15 protein-coding genes and 1 other RNA gene are annotated in these 16,837 nt (G+C 61.7%); 13 read left to right on the top strand and 3 right to left on the bottom strand.

The features are described from left to right. Positions 1-43: 43 nt before the first annotated feature. The 3 genes from PR018_RS09145 to PR018_RS09135 form a co-directional block, all read right to left on the bottom strand. On the bottom strand, positions 44-679 hold the full coding sequence (locus tag PR018_RS09145) for a LysE family translocator (protein WP_142823209.1): 636 nt from the start codon (positions 677-679) through the stop codon (positions 44-46). A 57-nt stretch (positions 680-736) separates the two neighbouring features. Then, on the bottom strand, positions 737-1,948 hold the full coding sequence (locus PR018_RS09140) for a pyrophosphate--fructose-6-phosphate 1-phosphotransferase (protein WP_142823208.1): 1,212 nt from the start codon (positions 1,946-1,948) through the stop codon (positions 737-739). Positions 1,949-2,031: 83 nt separating this feature from the next. Next, a complete protein-coding gene (locus PR018_RS09135; RefSeq protein ID WP_142823207.1) occupies positions 2,032-2,907 on the bottom strand; it encodes a DMT family transporter in 876 nt (291 codons plus the stop codon). 226 nt (positions 2,908-3,133) lie between these two features. Here PR018_RS09135 and PR018_RS09130 point away from each other — a divergent pair, with 226 nt between their 5' ends. The 13 genes from PR018_RS09130 (at position 3,134) to murD (ending at position 16,837) form a co-directional block, all read left to right on the top strand. Continuing rightward, a complete protein-coding gene (locus PR018_RS09130; protein ID WP_142823206.1) occupies positions 3,134-3,841 on the top strand; it encodes a J domain-containing protein in 708 nt (235 codons plus the stop codon). Then, complete coding sequence (locus PR018_RS09125; RefSeq protein WP_142823205.1) at positions 3,838-4,599, top strand: N-acetylmuramoyl-L-alanine amidase; 762 nt, start codon at positions 3,838-3,840, stop codon at positions 4,597-4,599. The genes PR018_RS09130 and PR018_RS09125 overlap by 4 nt, the downstream gene beginning before the upstream one ends. A gap of 282 nt (positions 4,600-4,881) precedes the next feature. Continuing rightward, positions 4,882-5,439 carry a lytic transglycosylase domain-containing protein gene (locus PR018_RS09120; RefSeq protein ID WP_142823204.1) on the top strand — a complete coding sequence of 186 codons (558 nt, stop codon included), beginning with the start codon at positions 4,882-4,884 and terminating at the stop codon, positions 5,437-5,439. Positions 5,440-5,539: 100 nt separating this feature from the next. Continuing rightward, positions 5,540-6,733: an NAD(P)/FAD-dependent oxidoreductase gene (locus PR018_RS09115; protein ID WP_142823203.1), complete on the top strand. Its 1,194-nt coding sequence runs from the start codon at positions 5,540-5,542 to the stop codon at positions 6,731-6,733. Positions 6,734-6,800: 67 nt separating this feature from the next. Beyond that, positions 6,801-7,197, top strand: an RNA gene (rnpB, locus tag PR018_RS09110) — RNase P RNA component class A. Positions 7,198-7,602: 405 nt separating this feature from the next. Continuing rightward, complete coding sequence (gene mraZ / locus PR018_RS09105; RefSeq protein ID WP_111222841.1) at positions 7,603-8,040, top strand: division/cell wall cluster transcriptional repressor MraZ; 438 nt, start codon at positions 7,603-7,605, stop codon at positions 8,038-8,040. A 17-nt stretch (positions 8,041-8,057) separates the two neighbouring features. After that, positions 8,058-9,083 (top strand): 16S rRNA (cytosine(1402)-N(4))-methyltransferase RsmH, encoded by a 1,026-nt coding sequence (gene rsmH / locus PR018_RS09100; RefSeq protein ID WP_142823202.1) that lies wholly within the window; start codon positions 8,058-8,060, stop codon positions 9,081-9,083. A gap of 1 nt (position 9,084) precedes the next feature. Further along, positions 9,085-9,579 (top strand): cell division protein FtsL, encoded by a 495-nt coding sequence (gene ftsL / locus PR018_RS09095; RefSeq protein ID WP_142823201.1) that lies wholly within the window; start codon positions 9,085-9,087, stop codon positions 9,577-9,579. Then, positions 9,579-11,330, top strand: coding sequence for a peptidoglycan D,D-transpeptidase FtsI family protein (locus tag PR018_RS09090; RefSeq protein ID WP_142823200.1), 1,752 nt, complete (start codon positions 9,579-9,581; stop codon positions 11,328-11,330). The genes ftsL and PR018_RS09090 overlap by 1 nt, the downstream gene beginning before the upstream one ends. 65 nt (positions 11,331-11,395) lie before the next feature. Beyond that, positions 11,396-12,859 (top strand): UDP-N-acetylmuramoyl-L-alanyl-D-glutamate--2,6-diaminopimelate ligase, encoded by a 1,464-nt coding sequence (locus PR018_RS09085; RefSeq protein WP_142823199.1) that lies wholly within the window; start codon positions 11,396-11,398, stop codon positions 12,857-12,859. Next, complete coding sequence (locus PR018_RS09080) at positions 12,856-14,289, top strand: UDP-N-acetylmuramoylalanyl-D-glutamyl-2,6-diaminopimelate--D-alanyl-D-alanine ligase (RefSeq protein WP_142823198.1); 1,434 nt, start codon at positions 12,856-12,858, stop codon at positions 14,287-14,289. Before PR018_RS09085 ends, PR018_RS09080 begins: the two co-directional genes overlap by 4 nt. A gap of 29 nt (positions 14,290-14,318) precedes the next feature. After that, entirely contained in the window at positions 14,319-15,419 is a 1,101-nt protein-coding gene (mraY, locus tag PR018_RS09075; RefSeq protein ID WP_142823197.1) for a phospho-N-acetylmuramoyl-pentapeptide-transferase, read from the top strand. Between the two features lie 5 nt (positions 15,420-15,424). Continuing rightward, the gene (murD, locus tag PR018_RS09070) at positions 15,425-16,837 is read left to right on the top strand and encodes a UDP-N-acetylmuramoyl-L-alanine--D-glutamate ligase (protein WP_142823196.1); all 1,413 of its coding nucleotides are present in this window, start codon (positions 15,425-15,427) and stop codon (positions 16,835-16,837) included.

The raw sequence follows: 16,837 nt of genomic DNA, 5'->3' as shown, positions 1-16,837 counted from the left end.
CCAATTAACCTATTCGTGACAGCCCCGCAAGGTGGGACGGCGACTAAGCCGCCATTCGCCGGTATCCGGCCGTGACGGCGCCGGCCGCAATCAGCAACGTTCCCCCTGTCCTGTTGACCGCGCGCTGCACGCTGGCCTTGCGGATGTAGCCGCGCGCAACGTCGGCCAGCAGGCCATAGAGAAACGCATTGAGGGCTGCGAGGACGAGGAAAGTTGCTTCCAGGATAAGGGTTTGCGGCAAGAACGGCTTGCCGAGGTCGAGGAACTGCGGAACGAAGGCAATAAAGAAGATGATACTTTTAGGATTGAGTGCCGTTACAACATAGGCGTGCAGGAAAATCTTGGACGATCTTTCCTCGGGAAGGTTATCGTTGTCGCCCATCGGGCCGGTCACGACAGGGGCGCGCCAGAGCTTGATGCCGAGAAACATCAGGTAGCCTGCGCCGATCAGTTTGAGCACCGTGAACAGGCCTGCCGAAGTTGCCAGCAGGGCACCGAGGCCGGCAAGCGAGGCGGTCATCGCGGTGAAGTCGCCGAGCGTCACCCCGGCAACGGTTGCGACCGTCGTGCGCCGGCCGTGGCCAAGCGCATACGATATCACCAACAGGATCGTCGGGCCGGGGATAGCCAGCATGACGGCAGAAGCGGCGGCGAAGGCAAGCCAGGTTTCAACGGACATCGAATCATCCTCATCCCATCCGCCACCAGCGAAGACACCGTCTTCACGCTTCGTCAATCATCCTTCGCGGTATTGCTGGCCAATGTGGTCCATCACTTCGCCGAACCACTTTGCCGACATGTCGAACTTCTTGCCGCCCTTGATGCGCGGGAACTCGATTGTACGCAGCTTTCCGCCCTGGCCTTCGTCATGGCCGGTGACGCCGGAGACCTTGTTGAGGGCGCTTTCGACTGCGAGGTCGACCATGCCCTGGATCAGCCTGAGATCGTCGATATTGGCCGGCGCCGAGCGGGCGAAATAGCCGGATTTCTGGACCATGGACCGATCGGCATCGAGCAGGGCTGCAAACTGCTTCTGGAACCAGTTGCCGACATTGATGCTGTCGAGCTTCACGTGGCCGAAGGCATCGCGCTTGATGTTTTCGCCGGCAGCTTCGCGCTCGGCGATGATGGCATCGACACAGGCACCTTCGGAGACGAAGAGCGTCACATGGCCGTTCTTGTCCATCATCTCTTTCAGCCTGGCGGCCTCGGAATGGATGTCGAAAGCCATCTCCGGCAGGTAGAGACCGTCGATACTCTTCATCGCGGCGTTGGTCATCATGCCATCGACATATTCGTTGGCGCTGGTCTTCTGGATGTAGGCGCGCGCCGTTGCTGCCGTCAGCCAGCCGCAGCTGCGGCCCATGACCTCATGGATGACCAGCGAGCGCGGTGCCGCCGTTTGCTCGTTGCTGACATTATCGAAGAAGTGGGCGCCGACTTCGGCTGCCGTCCAGGCGCCAAGCGACTGCCGGATCGGCACGACGTCGTTATCGACCGTCTTCGGCAGTCCGACGACGGTGAGGTTGTAGCCGTTGGCGCCGAGGTAGGCAGCGAGATCGGCTGCCGTCGTGTTTGTATCGTCTCCGCCGATGGTGTGGAGGATGGTGACGCCGTCGGATGCCAGCCGTTCTGCAGCGACACGCAACGGGTTCTCGCCTTCCTTCACCATCCCACGCTTGACGAGGTCGGCGGCGTTGGTGAGCTTGACGCGGCTGTTGCCAATCGGCGATCCGCCATAGCGATGCAGCAGGTGCGCCTTTTCACGCATGGCGGGGGTGATTTCGATTCGGTCGGCCGTCAGGACACCTTGGTAGCCGGAGCGATAGGCAATCAACTCGATGTCGGGCGCGATGTCCGTGTAGCGCTCTATCAGCCCGCCAACAGCGGACGACAAGCAGGGCGCGAGCCCTCCGGCGGTGAGCATTGCGACTTTCTGTCTGGCCATGGTTGCCTCCTTGCAAGGTCAGTGCATCAACTCGGTGTTGCCTGATGGATGCGACAGGTGGGGAGGGCTGTAAAGTAAAGAATTTACGAATGGCGTGCTTTGCGGCCGAGCCAGACGACGAAGGCGACCAGCATCGCGAAGCCCACGGTCTCCAGCCCGACATGCTCGCCAAGGAGGAGGGCGGAAATGCCGAGCGTGAAGAAGGTCTGCATCAGCTGGACCTGGGCCACGCGGCCGATGCCGCCGATCGCAAGCCCCGCATTCCAGAAGAGAAAGCCGGCAAACATCGACATCAACCCGAGATAGGCAAAGGCGCCCCACGCTGTCACCGTTGGCGCGTGAAAACCGTTCGAGGCTGTCATGGCGGTACCGATGAGCGAGATCGGCAGGGTCACGACCAGCGCCCAGCAGATTGCCTCCCAGCCCGACAGGCTGCGCGAAAGCCTGCCGAGCAGGACATAGCCGAGCGCCACGATGACCGCGGCGGCAAACAGCCAGAGGTCGCCGGGCTGCATCTGGAAACCGTTTTGCGTCACCGAGAAGCTGACGACCAGGGTGGCGCCGATGACGCCGCAGATCCAGAACAGGATCCCGGGTCGCTCGCCGTCGATGATGGCGGCAAAGATCGCCGTCAACAGCGGCAGCAGGCCGAGGACGACGGCGCCGTGGCTTGCCGGGATGGTCTGCATGGCGATTGACGAAAAACCGGGAAAGGCGAAGACAACGCAGAGGCCGGCAGCGAACAACTGACCGAAGTGACCGCGCGGCAGCGGTCGGCGCAGGACGAGCAGCGTCACGATGGCGGCAGCGGAGGCGACCAGCGCGCGGCCGAAGGTAATGAAGGCCGGGGAGAAACCTTCCAGTGCAATATGGGTGAAAGGCAGCGTTGCACTGAAAATGAGGACGCCGATCAGCCCGAGGGCGAGGCCAAGAAGCTGCGGTCGGTCTGCAAAGGGCATGGTGGCTCCGGGATAAGGGTGACGCCAGCGCTTACAGGCCGGAGCGCCCCTGTCCAATTCATTTGACTTATGCGGGCAACATCGAAACCGATGGGAGCGGCATTTATGGTTAGATCATTACCTATTCGTGAAAGGTGTCTTCAACGCTGCGGCCAATGGTCAGCTTGCATTCGCCACCATTCTTTGATCAACGTGTTGCTCATTCTTTGGAGTAATCGGGATCGTCATGTCTATCTGGGAAAAGCTGCTGAATGCCGTCGGCACCGCGGGGAATGCCCTGTCAGGCGTGGTCGAAGCCATCCGGACGTTGTTCGAAGGCGATCCCGAAACCCGCCGCAAGGTGGCGTTCTCGGTCGCGATCATCGCGCTTTCTGCCAAGATGGCGAAGGCAGACGGTGTCGTCACCGAGAATGAAGTCAATGCCTTCCGCGAGATTTTTGAGTTTCCGGATGACCAGGCGAAGAATGTCGCGCGCCTCTACAATCTGGCGCGCCAGGACGTTGCCGGCTACGAGGCCTATGCCGAACGGCTGGCAACGCTGTGCGTCACTTGCAGCGAAAACTGCCCCGTGCTCGAGGACGTGCTGGACGGCCTGTTCCACATTGCCAAGGCCGACGGATTGATCCACGAGAAGGAAATCTCGTTCCTCGCCCACATCGCCGAGATCTTCCAGATGGACGAAGAACGCTTCGAGCAGATCATGGCGCGGCATGTCTCCGGTAACGGGCGCGATCCCTACAAGGTTCTGGGCGTCAAGCCTTCCGACGATTTCCCGACCATCCGCAAGCGCTACCACGGCCTGGTTTACGAACACCATCCCGACCGCCTCGTATCGCGTGGCGTGCCCGAGGAGTTCCACGTCATCGCCAACGAGCGGATGGCGGCACTGAACGCTGCCTACGAGGAAATCGAGAAGGAACGCCGCGCCGCATGACATCGTTTGCGGCTGACTACAGCGGTGCCCTGGTGCAACCGTCTCCGAACCACGGCGAGCGGGCAGGTGGGCGCAAGCCGGATATGATCCTGTTGCACTATACCGGCATGGGCACGGCCGATGGCGCCCTCGACTGGCTCTGTCGGACGGAAAGCCAGGTCTCCAGCCACTATTTCATCCATGAAGACGGCCGGGTGCTGCAACTCGTGCCCGAAGCGCGTCGTGCCTGGCATGCGGGCAAGGGTGTCTGGCGCAAGGAAAACGATATCAACTCGCTCTCCATCGGCATCGAGATCGCCAATGCAGGCCACCCGGGCGGCTTGCCACAATTCCCCGATGCGCAGATCGATGCGGTCATTGAATTGTGTCGCGATTGCGGCGAGCGCTGGTCCATAGCGCCGGAAAGGGTGCTCGGTCACTCCGATATAGCACCCATTCGCAAGGTCGATCCCGGCGAGCGCTTTCCGTGGGCAAGGCTGCATGCCGCAGGGGTCGGTCACTGGGTGGAGCCATCGCCGATATCCGGGGGGCGCTTTTTCCAGATGGGCGACAGCGGGCAGCCGGTCGAGGCGCTGCAGTCGATGCTGTCACTCTATGGTTACGGCACGGAAATCAATGGCGATTTTTCCGCAGCCATGGCCGGCGATGTCGAGGCTTTCCAGCGGCATTTCCGCCAGGAACGGGTCGACGGGATCGCCGATTTCTCGACCATCGATACGCTGCATCGCCTGCTGCGGGCGTTGCCGCACTTCGCCTGAAGATTGCACCTGTCCAATTGTCTTTTGAATGCCTGCTTACGGCTTCCGGCATCGCAAAAGGCTGCAGATCCGGACGCTGCCACAGCATTTCCCTATTATCTGCGCATTGCGATGGTCTAACGGCGCCGATGAACAGCGGCGCTGAACCGTTCACTTATCCGGAACAGCAGCCGTAGACGACAACGTGGATTTTTGCGGGAACTGGCCATCGAGATGGCTATCCCGACGGCAGGGCAGCGCCATGCGCCGCTGCCGCGATCCCACCCGGAGACGAGAGACTGAATGAAAAATTTGATTGTTGCGACGGCAGCATGCGCAAGCATGTTGCTGATGGGATACGATTGCGCTTTTGCAGGCCAGCACCGGGTCAGGGTCGAGACGAAATCGTTCAAGACACTCGGCCGCAGCATCGGTTACGCCAGGCAGGATGCAACGGCTAGCACCGGCAACACCGTTGTTCCGGGTCCGAGCGACAATCGCTATTCCGAGATCATCACCAAATATGCCAGGCAGAACGGCGTCGATGTCGCGCTGGCAACGGCAGTCATCAAGATCGAAAGCAACTTCAACCCGCGTATGCGCGGCAGCCATGGCGAGGTCGGCCTGATGCAGGTGAAGCCGGCAACGGCACGGATGATGGGTTATTCCGGCTCGGTCAAGGGGCTCGCCGATCCCGATACCAACATCCGCATCGGCATGAAATATCTGGCCCTGGCGCAGACGCTCGGCGGTGGCGAGACTTGCAATACTATCCTCAAATACAATGCCGGCCATGGCGCGACGCGCATGAACCCGGTGTCCAAGCGGTACTGCGGCAAGGTGCTGGCGCTTCTCGACTAGGCGGCAAGTGCTTGAAGACGAATTGTTTATCAGGTGAACTTCGTCTGGAAATCCAGCCGATTGTCATGCTATCGATTCCCGATATCGATGGAGACCTGACATGGCAGCGGATTTCAAGTTCATCGTCATCGGTCGCGGCATGATGGGGGCGGCGGCTGCTCGCCACCTCGCCCGCCAGACGAACGGCGTCGCCGTGATAGGGCCTGACGAACCTGCGGATCGGAAGGTCCACAGCGGCGTCTTCGCCAGCCATTATGACGAGGGTCGTATCACCCGGACGATAGATCCCGATCCGAACTGGGCCTTGCTGGCAAACCGGTCGATTGCGCGCTACCGCGAACTGGAGCGGGAAAGCGGCATTGCCTTCTACTCCCAGGTTGGCTGCCTTGCGGTCGGGCCGAGGCAGGGTGGCGCAGATGCCTATATCGATCACGTCGCCAAAGCTGCCGAGGCTCTGAAAGTGCGTACCGAGCGGTTTGATGACGATGGCCTGCGTGCCCGGTTTCCATTCTTTGCGTTCGACCGCGGCAGCGAGGGCATCTATGAGCCACAGGGTGCCGGCCATATCAGCCCGCGCCGGCTGGTGAAGGCGCAATCGCTGCTTGCCGAAAAGGTCGGGGCGAAGGTGCTGAAAGAGACCGTAGTATCGATCCGCGACGAGGGCGGCATTGCCGTGGTGACGACGGGCGAGGGTAACGTCTACCGGGCGGAGAAGGCGCTGCTGGCTGCCGGCGGGTTTTCCATTGCCGCCAGCCTGTTGGCGGCTCCGGTCGAGATGATTGTCCGTGGCCGGACGATTGCCTATTTTGAGATCAGCGAAGCCGATGCAATGGCGCTCGGAACCATGCCGTCGCTGATCACCAAGGGCCCTGATGACGTCGACAGCATTTATTTGCTGCCGCCGATCCGATATCCCGACGGCAAGTATTACCTCAAGATCGGCGGGGATCCCGACGACTACGACATCACCAGCGACGCCGAGATGCGTGCCTGGTTTCGCACCGATGGCCGGGCCTCGGTACGCGATCACCTGACGCGGATCGTTCGACGGCTGGTTCCCGATTTGCGGCCGTTGTCGATATCGTCGGGCGCCTGTGTCACCTCCTATTCACCGTCGACCTATCCGATGATCGGCTACACGGCGTCGCCGCGGATTGGCGTCCTGACCGGCTGCAGCGGCACGTCGGCGAAGAGTTCGGATGAAATCGGCCGGCTTGGTGCCGAATTGCTGCTCGAGGGTCGAATCAACGACGACGCCTACAGCACGGATTTTGCACCATATTTTCGCCAGTGAGCGGATTTGCCGGCGGTCGTTGGATTTAAGGTGGCAATTGCCTGCGGCCTCGGCTAATGAGCGCCTACCAGTTGGCCGGGCAGCCGCGCTTCACAATGTCGAAAGGCGGTGGGGTGAGGAAAGTCCGGGCTCCACGGAAACACGGTGCCGGATAACGTCCGGCGAGGGTGACCTCAGGGAAAGTGCCACAGAAAGTAAACCGCCCGGTCCCGACCGGGTAAGGGTGAAAGGGTGGGGTAAGAGCCCACCGCGTCTCTGGTGACAGCGACGGCATGGTAAACCCCACCGGGAGCAAAACCGAATAGGGATGACGCGGGGCGCGCAAGCGCACCAGCCTGTTTCCGGGCCTGTCATCCGGGTGGGTTGCACGAGGCGGCACGCAAGTGTCGTCCCAGATGAATGGCTGCCACGTTCCGACTTCGGTCGGGGCCTTACAGAACCCGGCTTACAGGCCAACTGGTAATTTTTTTCGAGCACTGCGGTGGCGCCTCGCGCCCTTTATTTGCGGTCGCTAATCGATAGTCAAATGTCCAATTTTTTCAAGCAATGCGATCGCCTCTCAGGCGCTCGCGGCGGGCAAATGCCGCACTTCCTAACCTTTCGTTAAGCTTAACGGCCTATGAATATGGGGGACTGCAACCGGCTTCCGCAGGCCGTATCCCATTGACGCCCATATGGTCCCATGGTATCCCAAATTCGCACTGCACAGGGGCAAATCAAGGCCCAATCATCGCAAAGTAAAGGTCGTGCTCCTCTCGGGGAGACCGGGAAGACAATAGTTTTTCCGGCGGGCGAAGCTTTGTGCGATGGCGGCAGTGAATGTGGGCGAAGGATTTTCGCGCGACCAATGGAAACGGGTGTTTCGCGTCATGAAACGCTTCCTGTCGAATGCGACGAACAAGATCGATGCCAAGGGCCGCGTTTCCGTGCCTTCGGTATTTCGATCGGTGCTGTCGGAGCGCGCCATTCCGGAGCTGTACTGCTTCCAGGATTTCGTGTTCCCGGCGATCAGCATCGGCGGACTGGATCTGCTCGACCGGTTCGAGCAACAGATTGCGGCGGAAGATCCGTTTTCGTCGCAGGCGAATCAGATGTCGCTCCTCATCCATGGGGGCGGGGTCTTCATGAAGCTCGATGCCGAGGGACGGTTGATGGTCACGGATTTCATCCGCGATTTCACCGGAATCACCGACGAGGTGACCTTCGTGGGTCGGGCGGACTACTTTCAGCTTTGGGAGCCGCAGGCGTTTCAAGCCCTGCAGGCAACCGCAAGAGAGGAGCGCAGGCTGGCGGGCATGCGTTCCTGATACAACGAGGGGACGGAATGGAAGCTCAACCTGGCGGAGATTGTGCTGAAGCCGGTGGCGGGCCGCTTCGTCATATTCCGGTTCTCCTGGCCGAAGTCGTAAGGGCGCTGGAGCCTGCGCCTGGCAAGGTCATTCTCGACGGCACGTTCGGGGCTGGCGGCTATACGTCGGCGCTGTTGGCGTCGGGTGCCGATGTGATTGCGCTCGACCGCGATCCGACGGCGATTGCGGCAGGCCAGGCGCTGGTCGAAGCTCATCCCGGCAAACTTACTCTCATTCACTCGCAATTCTCGCAGCTGGCAGAGCATGCTCCTGAGGGCGGTCTCGACGGCATCGTTCTCGATATCGGCGTATCCTCGATGCAGATCGACGAGGCCGAGCGCGGCTTCTCGTTCCAGAGGAACGGTCCGCTCGACATGCGCATGTCGGCAAAGGGCGTGTCTGCTGCCGACGTCATCAACAATGCCAAGCTCGCCGACCTTATCCGAATCTTCGTCTTTCTCGGCGAGGAAAAGCAGGCGCCGCGCATTGCCCATGCCATCGAGAAGCGCCGTGCCGAAAAGCCTTTCGAGACGACGCGTGATCTTGCAGGACTGATCGAGCTGGTAACGCCCCGCAAGGCCAAGGACAAGATCCATCCGGCGACCCGTGTCTTCCAGTCGCTGCGTATCTTCGTCAACGACGAGCTCGGTGAACTGGCCGAAGCGCTGTTTGCCGCCGAGCGGGCGTTGAAGCCCGGCGGCCGCCTGGTCGTCGTCACCTTCCATTCGCTGGAAGACCGCATCGTCAAGAAGTTCCTCACCGACCGTTCGGGCCGCTCGACGGGCTCGCGCCATATGCCAGTCGTCCACGAGCGGGCGGCGACTTTCGATGCCATCGGCAAGCAGGTCGTCTCGGCCGGCGAGGTCGAGGCCGAGCTCAATCCACGTGCCCGTTCGGCCAAGCTGCGTGCTGCTGTGCGAACCGCTGCGCCGGCAGAAGCAGCCGACGTCTCGATTTTCGAGCTGCCGAACCTTGCCACCCTTGCAAAGCTTGGAGGTTGAGATGCTGAAGACCTTCGATATCGTGCTCATCGGCGTCATGACCACTGCGGCGGCCGTGACCTACACCATCAAGCACCGCGCCGAGCTCAAGCTCGAGGAGGTGCATCACCTCGAAGCCGAGATCAAGCTCGAGAAGGATACCATCGAGCTGCTGAAGGCCGACTGGGCGCTGGTCGTACAGCCGAACCGCCTCGAGCGGTTGGTCGCCAACTATAACAGCGAACTGCAGCTGCAGCCGACACTCTCGACATCCCTCGTGCAGCCGAATGAGCTGCCAATGCTGCGCAGCCAGCTACCGCCACCTCCGGGTATCATGGACGGCAAGCCGACCGCAAAGCCCGGCACATCAAAGGGCGACGACAGCGATGCCGATATCCGCAAGGTTATAGCCGACGTGGCAGCCAAGCCTGCGCCGAAGCCAGTCGCAAGGCTGGCACCCGCTAAGCATGGCAAGTCCGGTGTCGACGATATCAAAACGGGATCGGTGAAGCGCTGATGTCTTTTCTATCCCGCATCATGCTCTTGAAGAGCAAGGCACATTTTTCCGCCGGTACCAACGGCAAGCCAGTCGACGCGCTTGCAAGCGCGGTCGTCGAGGGATCGCGAAAGCGCAAGACGGGGCAGGCGCGGAGCCGCGTCCTGTTGTTGAGCGTGAGCTTCGGCGTCGTCTACTGCATTATCGGCGCGCGACTGGTCGAGTATGGCACTGCCATGCCCGATACCGTATCGAGCATTCTGCCGGCCGACAGGCTGATGGCCTCGCGGCCCGACATCGTCGACCGCAACGGGGCGCTGCTCGCGACCGACATCCGTACGGTGTCGCTGTTTGCCGAGCCGAACAAGATCGTCGATGTCGACGACGCCGTCGAAAAACTTTCGACAGTGCTGCCGGATCTCGATCTCAAGGGGACTTACAAAAAGCTTTCGACCAACACGTCGCACTTCGCCTGGCTGAAGCGCCAGTTGACGCCGAAGCAGCAGAGCCAGATCCTGGCGCTCGGTATTCCCGGAATCGGTTTCCGGCCGGAAAAGCGCCGCTTCTATCCCGGCGGCCCGACGGCCTCGCATATCCTCGGCTATGTCAACATCGACAACCGCGGCGTCATGGGTATGGAAAAATATATCGACGATCAGGGCCTTGCCGATCTCGCCGCCGTTGGCATGACCAGCAATGAGCCGCTTGAGCCGGTCAAGCTGTCGATCGACGTCCGCGTCCAGGCCATTGCCCGCGATGTCGTGACCAAGGCGGTCGTCAACTTCAAGGCCAAGGGCGGCGGTGCCATCGTGCTCGACGTTAAGACCGGCGAAGTCATCGCCATGGCGTCAGCCCCTGATTTCGATCCGAACGAGCCGAACGCGAGTGCCGCCGAAGGCTGGCTGAACCGTATGTCGAACGGCACCTTCGAGATGGGATCGACCTTCAAGACCTTCACGATGGCAATGGCGCTCGACAGCGGCAAGGTGACGCTTCGGGACGCTTTCGATGCCAGCGCGCCGATCCGCATCGGTGGCTTCGTGATCCACGATTTCCATGGCCAGGGCCGCGTGCTGACCGTTCCGGAAATCTTCCAGTATTCGTCCAACATCGGGACGGCGAAGATCGCCGATCTCGTCGGCATTGATGCCCACAAGGAGTTCCTGACGCGCCTCGGTCTCCTGACCCGGATGCCGACAGAACTACCCGAGGTGAAAACGCCAAGCCAGCCGAAAGTCTGGAAGAAGATCAACTCGATCACCATCTCCTTCGGCCACGGCGTCTCGACGACGGCGCTGCAGACGGCGGTGGCCGGTGCGGCGCTCGTCAACGGCGGCAAGCTTATCGAGCCGACCTTTCTGCCACGCACCGCAGAGCAGGCCGACCTGGTCGCGAAAACCGTCATCAAGAAGAGCACCAGCGACGACGTCCGCTTCCTGCTGGACTTCAATGGCTCCAAGGGTTCCGGTCGTGCCGCCCGCGTTCCCGGCTACGATGTCGGCAGCAAGACCGGCACAGCGGACAAGGTCGTCAACGGTCGCTACTCCCACACGGCCAACTTCAACACCTTCCTCGCAGCCTTCCCGATCGACAATCCCCGCTATGTGGTCATGAGCTTTTGCGACGAACCGATGACCGGCGAGCACGGGGGCACGATTTCAGCCTATACGGCAGCCCCCATCGCGCGCGATATCATCGCCCGTTCGGCAGCGATTCTCGGTGTAAAACCGAAATTCGGGGAGGGCGGCTCCGCCTTGCTGGTGTCTTATTGAGATTGAATGGATAACGCGGTCGATTCGCGTGGGGCGGGCAGGCCTAGAACAAAGAAGTAGACGCCATGAAATTGCGTGATCTCGTCGGGACTGATTTTCCCGAGTTGAACGGACCGGTCGGCGGCTCGCTGGGCGACATCGACATCACGGGTCTTTCCGCCGACAGCCGGCAGATTACGCCGGGAATGGCCTTTGTCGCGGTTGCCGGCACCAAGGCCGATGGCGCCGCCTTCGTGGCCGATGCCGCTGCGCGCGGCGCTGCTGTGATTTTCGCCCGGCATGCGGCGGATGCCGGTTCGGTTCCGGTTGTAGCCGTGTCCGAGCCGCGCCGCCTGTTGGCGCTGGCAGCCGCGCGCTTCTACGGGCGCCAGCCGGAGACGATGGTCGCCGTCACGGGTACGGCCGGCAAGACCTCCGTTGCCTCCTTCACCCGCCAGATCTGGGCGCATGCCGGAAGCACCGCCGCAATGATCGGCACGACTGGCGTCATCTCGCCCAGCCGCAACGACTATGGCTCGCTGACGACGCCGGATCCGGTGTCGCTGCACAAACTGCTGGCCGAACTTGCCGACGAGGGCGTGACCCATGCCGCGATGGAAGCCTCCAGCCATGGGCTTGACCAGTTCCGTCTCGATGGTGTGCGTCTCAAGGCTGCTGGCTTTACCAATCTCGGCCGCGATCACATGGACTATCACCCGACCGTAGAGGCCTATATGGCCGCTAAGATGCGGCTTTTCGATACGCTGCTGCCGCAGGGATCGCCAGCCGTCATCTTTGCCGACGACGCCTGGTCGGATCAGGCCGTAGCTGCTGCCCGGCAGGCTGGTCACGATATCCGCACCGTTGGCCGCAAGGGCAATTTCCTGACGTTGAAGCGGGTCGAGCATTCGCGCCACAAGCAGGTCGCCGAGGTGCATTTCGGCACCGAGATCTTCGAGGTTCACATTCCGCTGGCCGGCGATTTCCAGATCGCCAATGCGCTGGTTGCAGCCGGCCTTGCGATTTCGACCGGTGCTCCAGCGGCCGTGGCAATGCAGGCGCTGGAAAAGCTCCAGGGTGCTTCCGGACGGCTTGAGCTGATCGGCCAGACGCGCGACGGCGCGCTTGCCTATGTCGATTACGCCCACAAGCCGGATGCACTGGAAAACGTGCTTGCGGCTGTGCGGCCTTTTACCACCGGTCGTGTCATCGTCGTCTTTGGCTGCGGTGGCGACCGGGATCGTGGCAAGCGGCCGATCATGGGCGAGATCGCCTGCCGGCTGGCCGACGTCGTCATCGTCACCGACGACAATCCGCGCTCTGAACAACCGGCTGCCATCCGCGCCGAAATCATGGCTGCGGCCACCTCAGCCACGGAAATCGCGGACCGTGCCGAGGCTATCCGCGCCGCAGTCGACATGCTGAAGGCCGGCGATACGCTGATCGTGGCCGGCAAGGGGCACGAGGAAGGCCAGACGGTCGCCGGTGTCACCTTGCCGTTCTCGGATCATGCGGAAGTGCGCCGGGCACTAGGGGAGACGACATCTTGAGCTGGCTTTGGACAAGCGAAGACCTGATCGACATCATGCATGGCCGGCCTGTTGGCTCGTTGCCTGCGGGTATTACGGGAATTTCCATCGACAGCCGTTCGATCGGACCCGGCGAAGCCTTCTTCGCCATCAAGGGCGATCGTGTCGATGGGCATGACTTTGCGAGCATGGCGATGGCCAATGGCGCGTCGTTGCTGGTTGTCAGCGAAGCGCGACTGCCGGCACTCGGGCGCCTTACCGTGCCGATGATCGTCGTCGAGGATGTGCTGGCGGCATTGACCACGCTCGGCATCGCCGGCCGGCATCGGTCGCGCGCAAAGATCATCGGCGTTACCGGCTCGGTCGGCAAGACCACGACCAAGGAGATGCTGCGTCACGTGCTGTCGCCCTCCGGCAAGGTCCATGCCTCGGTCGCATCCTACAACAATCACTGGGGTGTGCCGCTGACGCTGGCGCGGATGCCAATCGATACCGACTTCGGCGTCTTCGAGATCGGGATGAACCATCCGGACGAAATCAGGCCGCTGGTGAAGATGGTCCGCCCGCATGTGGCGATCATCACGACGGTGGCCGCCGCCCATCTCGGCAACTTCAAGAGCATCAAGGAAATTGCGGCCGCCAAGTCGGAGATCTTCGAGGGCCTAGAGCCCGACGGAGACATCATCCTCAACCGCGACAGCGACCAGTTCTCGTTCCTCGAGCGCCAGGCGCAGGCGCTCGGCATTACGCGGATCTACAGCTTCGGCCAGCATGCCAAGGCCGACTTCCGGCTGGCAGAATTCAACGGTTCCGACGAGAAATCTGCCCTTTGGCTGACGCTCGGCAGCGAGACGTTCGAGATCGCAATCGGTGCACCCGGGCGCCACATCGCCGAGAATGCTCTCGCCGTGCTTGGCGCCGTGACGCTGGTCGGCGGCGACCTCGACAGGGCTATCGAGGCGCTGGCGACGCTGCAGCCGGAAAAGGGCCGCGGCAAACGCCACAGGCTTGCGATCAGGGCGGGCACGTTCACCGTCATCGACGAAAGCTACAATGCCAACCCCGCCTCCATGCGCGCGGCAATGGCGCTGCTGGCAACGGGTGCCGGTGATGATCGCGGACGCCGCATCGCCGTCCTTGGCGACATGCTCGAGATGGGCGAACATGCGCGTAGGGTGCATGCCGATCTGGCGGGTCCGCTGATTGCTGCGGGGATCGAACACGCCTGGCTCTCCGGACCGGAGATGCTAGCCCTGAAAGAGGCGCTGCCTGAAACAGTGCAGGTCGAATATCGCGAGACGACGGAAGAGCTCACCGCCTTCGTTCTTTCCTCGGTTGCGCCCGGCGATGTGCTGATGATCAAGTCGTCGCTCGGCATCGGGTTCGGCAAGATCGTGGCGGCTTTGCTTGACAAATTTCCTGCAGTTTCCGACACGAAGCCGCAAACCTAATTGAATTTTGACCCTAGAAAGGGCCCTGGATGCTGATCTGGCTCGTCGACCTCTCTGAACATGTGAAATTCTTCAATCTGTTCAGATACATCACGTTTCGCACCGGCGGCGCCCTGTTCACCTCGGCACTGATCGTCTTCCTGTTCGGACCGAGAATCATTGCATCTCTTCGCCTTCGCCAGGGCAAGGGGCAGCCGATCCGTGCCGATGGACCGCAGACGCATTTCAAGAAAGCCGGCACGCCGACGATGGGCGGGCTGATGATTATCGCCGGTGTCGTCGGCTCCTGCCTGTTGTGGGCCGACCTTTCCAGCGTCTATGTGGTTGCGGTTCTCCTGGTAACGCTCGGCTTCGGCGCCATCGGCTTCTACGACGACTATCTCAAGGTCACCAAGCAGAGCGACAAGGGCTTCTCCGGCCGCAAGCGCCTGTTGATCGAATTCGTCATTGCGTGCATCGCCGTATATTTCATGATGCGCTCGGCGTTGGCATCGGGTCCGGCCGGATCGACTTTCGGCTCGTCGATCGCCTTTCCTTTCTTCAAGGACTTCATGATCAATCTCGGTCTGTTTTTCGTGCTGTTCGGCGGCTTCGTCATCGTTGCGGCCGGCAACTCGGTCAACCTGACGGATGGACTCGACGGTCTCGCCATCGTTCCGGTGATGATCGCAGCGGCGTCGTTCGGCGTCATCGCCTATCTCGCCGGCAACGTCGTGTTTGCCAATTACCTGCAGATCAATTTCGTGCCCGGCACCGGCGAACTTTCCGTCGTGCTTGGGGCGATGATCGGGGCGGGGCTCGGTTTCCTGTGGTTCAACGCGCCGCCGGCCGCTATTTTCATGGGCGATACAGGCTCGCTGGCGCTGGGTGGCATGATCGGCACGGTTGCCGTCGCCACCAAGCATGAGATCGTCATGGCAATCATCGGTGGGCTTTTCGTCATGGAAACGTTGTCGGTCATCATCCAGGTCGGCTTCTTCAAGATGACCGGGCGGCGCGTTTTCCTGATGGCGCCTATCCACCATCATTTCGAAAAGAAGGGCTGGACGGAAAGCCAGGTCGTCGTCCGGTTCTGGATCATTGCCGTCGTGCTCGCGATGGTCGGCCTGTCTACACTGAAGCTGCGGTAAAAGAGATGATAGCGGTCACCACGCTCAAGGGGAAAAGGGTTGCGCTGTTCGGGCTTGGCGGCTCGGGCCTCGCCACGGCCCTGGCGCTGGTGGCTGGCGGTGCTGACGTCACCGCCTGGGACGACAATCCCGACAGCGTTGCCAAGGCGACGGCCGCCGGCGTTCCGACGGCCGACCTTAGAACAATCGACTGGCCAAGGCTGTCGAGCTTCGTGCTGTCGCCCGGCGTGCCGCTGACCCATCCGAAGCCGCACTGGACCGTTGACCTCGCCCGGTCGGCAGGCGTCGAGATCATCGGCGATGTCGAATTGTTCGTTCGCGAGCGTCGCGTGCACGCACCGGATTGCCCGTTCATCGCGATTACCGGCACCAACGGCAAATCGACGACGACGGCGCTGATCGCCCATATCCTGAAATCGAGCGGTCGCGACACACAGATGGGCGGCAATATCGGTACCGCCATCCTGACGCTCGATCCGCCGCGGGCCGAGCGCTATTATGTCGTCGAGTGCTCGTCCTACCAGATCGATCTCGCCCCGACGCTTAACCCCTCGGCCGGTATCCTCCTCAACCTGACCCCCGATCATCTCGACCGGCATGGGACCATGCAGCATTACGCCGATATCAAGGAGCGCCTTGTGGCCGGCAGCGGTACGTCGATCGTCGGCGTCGACGACAGCTTCTCGACGGTCATTGCCGACCGCATCGAACGCGCCGGCGGCACGGTGATGCGCATCTCTCGCCGCCAGGTGTTGTCAGACGGTCTATATGCCGACGGGAGCCGGATTGTCCGGGCATCGGCCGGAGAGACGGCCGCCATCGCCGATCTCGACGGCATCCAGACATTGCGCGGCAGCCACAATGCCCAGAACGCCGCAGCGGCCATCGCCGCCTGCCTGGCGGTGGGCGTATCCGTCGAGGATATCCAGTCCGGCCTTGCGTCGTTCCCGGGCCTGAAGCATCGCATGCAGCCGGTGGCGCGTCGCGGCACTGTCGTGTTCGTCAATGATTCGAAGGCGACCAACGCCGAGGCAGCGGCTCCGGCCTTGTCGAGCTACGAGCGGATCTACTGGATTGCCGGCGGCTTGCCGAAAGAGGGAGGCATCGCTTCGCTTGCACCGCTGTTTCCCCGCATCGCCAAGGCATATCTGATTGGCGAGGCGGCACCGCAGTTTGCAGCCACTCTGGGCGAGGCCGTGCCATACGAGATTTCCGGCACGCTTGATCGCGCCGTTCTGCACGCGGCTGCCGATGCGGCGATGGATCAGGGCGTCAGCGCTGCTGTCATGCTATCACCGGCTTGCGCAAGTTTCGACCAATACAAGAACTTCGAGGTCAGAGGGGATTCCTTCGTCGCACACGTGTCGGCGCTGGAAGGGATCACCATGCTGATCGGTTCGCCAACAGGAGGCGCATGA

The organism is Rhizobium rhododendri, from assembly GCF_007000325.2.
Lineage (GTDB): Bacteria > Pseudomonadota > Alphaproteobacteria > Rhizobiales > Rhizobiaceae > Rhizobium > Rhizobium rhododendri.
Note: the sequence above shows the minus strand (reverse complement) of the source record. Positions and strands in the feature narration are given on the sequence as shown.

Excerpts from the sequence above, each read along its gene's own strand:
- PR018_RS09145 (WP_142823209.1), bottom strand. The coding sequence starts at position 679 with ATGTCCGTTGAAACCTGGCTTGCCTTCGCCGCCGCTTCTGCCGTCATG.
- PR018_RS09140 (WP_142823208.1), bottom strand. The coding sequence starts at position 1,948 with ATGGCCAGACAGAAAGTCGCAATGCTCACCGCCGGAGGGCTCGCGCCC.
- PR018_RS09135 (WP_142823207.1), bottom strand. The coding sequence starts at position 2,907 with ATGCCCTTTGCAGACCGACCGCAGCTTCTTGGCCTCGCCCTCGGGCTG.
- PR018_RS09130 (WP_142823206.1), top strand. The coding sequence starts at position 3,134 with ATGTCTATCTGGGAAAAGCTGCTGAATGCCGTCGGCACCGCGGGGAAT.
- PR018_RS09125 (WP_142823205.1), top strand. The coding sequence starts at position 3,838 with ATGACATCGTTTGCGGCTGACTACAGCGGTGCCCTGGTGCAACCGTCT.
- PR018_RS09120 (WP_142823204.1), top strand. The coding sequence starts at position 4,882 with ATGAAAAATTTGATTGTTGCGACGGCAGCATGCGCAAGCATGTTGCTG.
- PR018_RS09115 (WP_142823203.1), top strand. The coding sequence starts at position 5,540 with ATGGCAGCGGATTTCAAGTTCATCGTCATCGGTCGCGGCATGATGGGG.
- mraZ (WP_111222841.1), top strand. The coding sequence starts at position 7,603 with ATGAAACGCTTCCTGTCGAATGCGACGAACAAGATCGATGCCAAGGGC.
- rsmH (WP_142823202.1), top strand. The coding sequence starts at position 8,058 with ATGGAAGCTCAACCTGGCGGAGATTGTGCTGAAGCCGGTGGCGGGCCG.
- ftsL (WP_142823201.1), top strand. The coding sequence starts at position 9,085 with ATGCTGAAGACCTTCGATATCGTGCTCATCGGCGTCATGACCACTGCG.
- PR018_RS09090 (WP_142823200.1), top strand. The coding sequence starts at position 9,579 with ATGTCTTTTCTATCCCGCATCATGCTCTTGAAGAGCAAGGCACATTTT.
- PR018_RS09085 (WP_142823199.1), top strand. The coding sequence starts at position 11,396 with ATGAAATTGCGTGATCTCGTCGGGACTGATTTTCCCGAGTTGAACGGA.
- mraY (WP_142823197.1), top strand. The coding sequence starts at position 14,319 with ATGCTGATCTGGCTCGTCGACCTCTCTGAACATGTGAAATTCTTCAAT.
- murD (WP_142823196.1), top strand. The coding sequence starts at position 15,425 with ATGATAGCGGTCACCACGCTCAAGGGGAAAAGGGTTGCGCTGTTCGGG.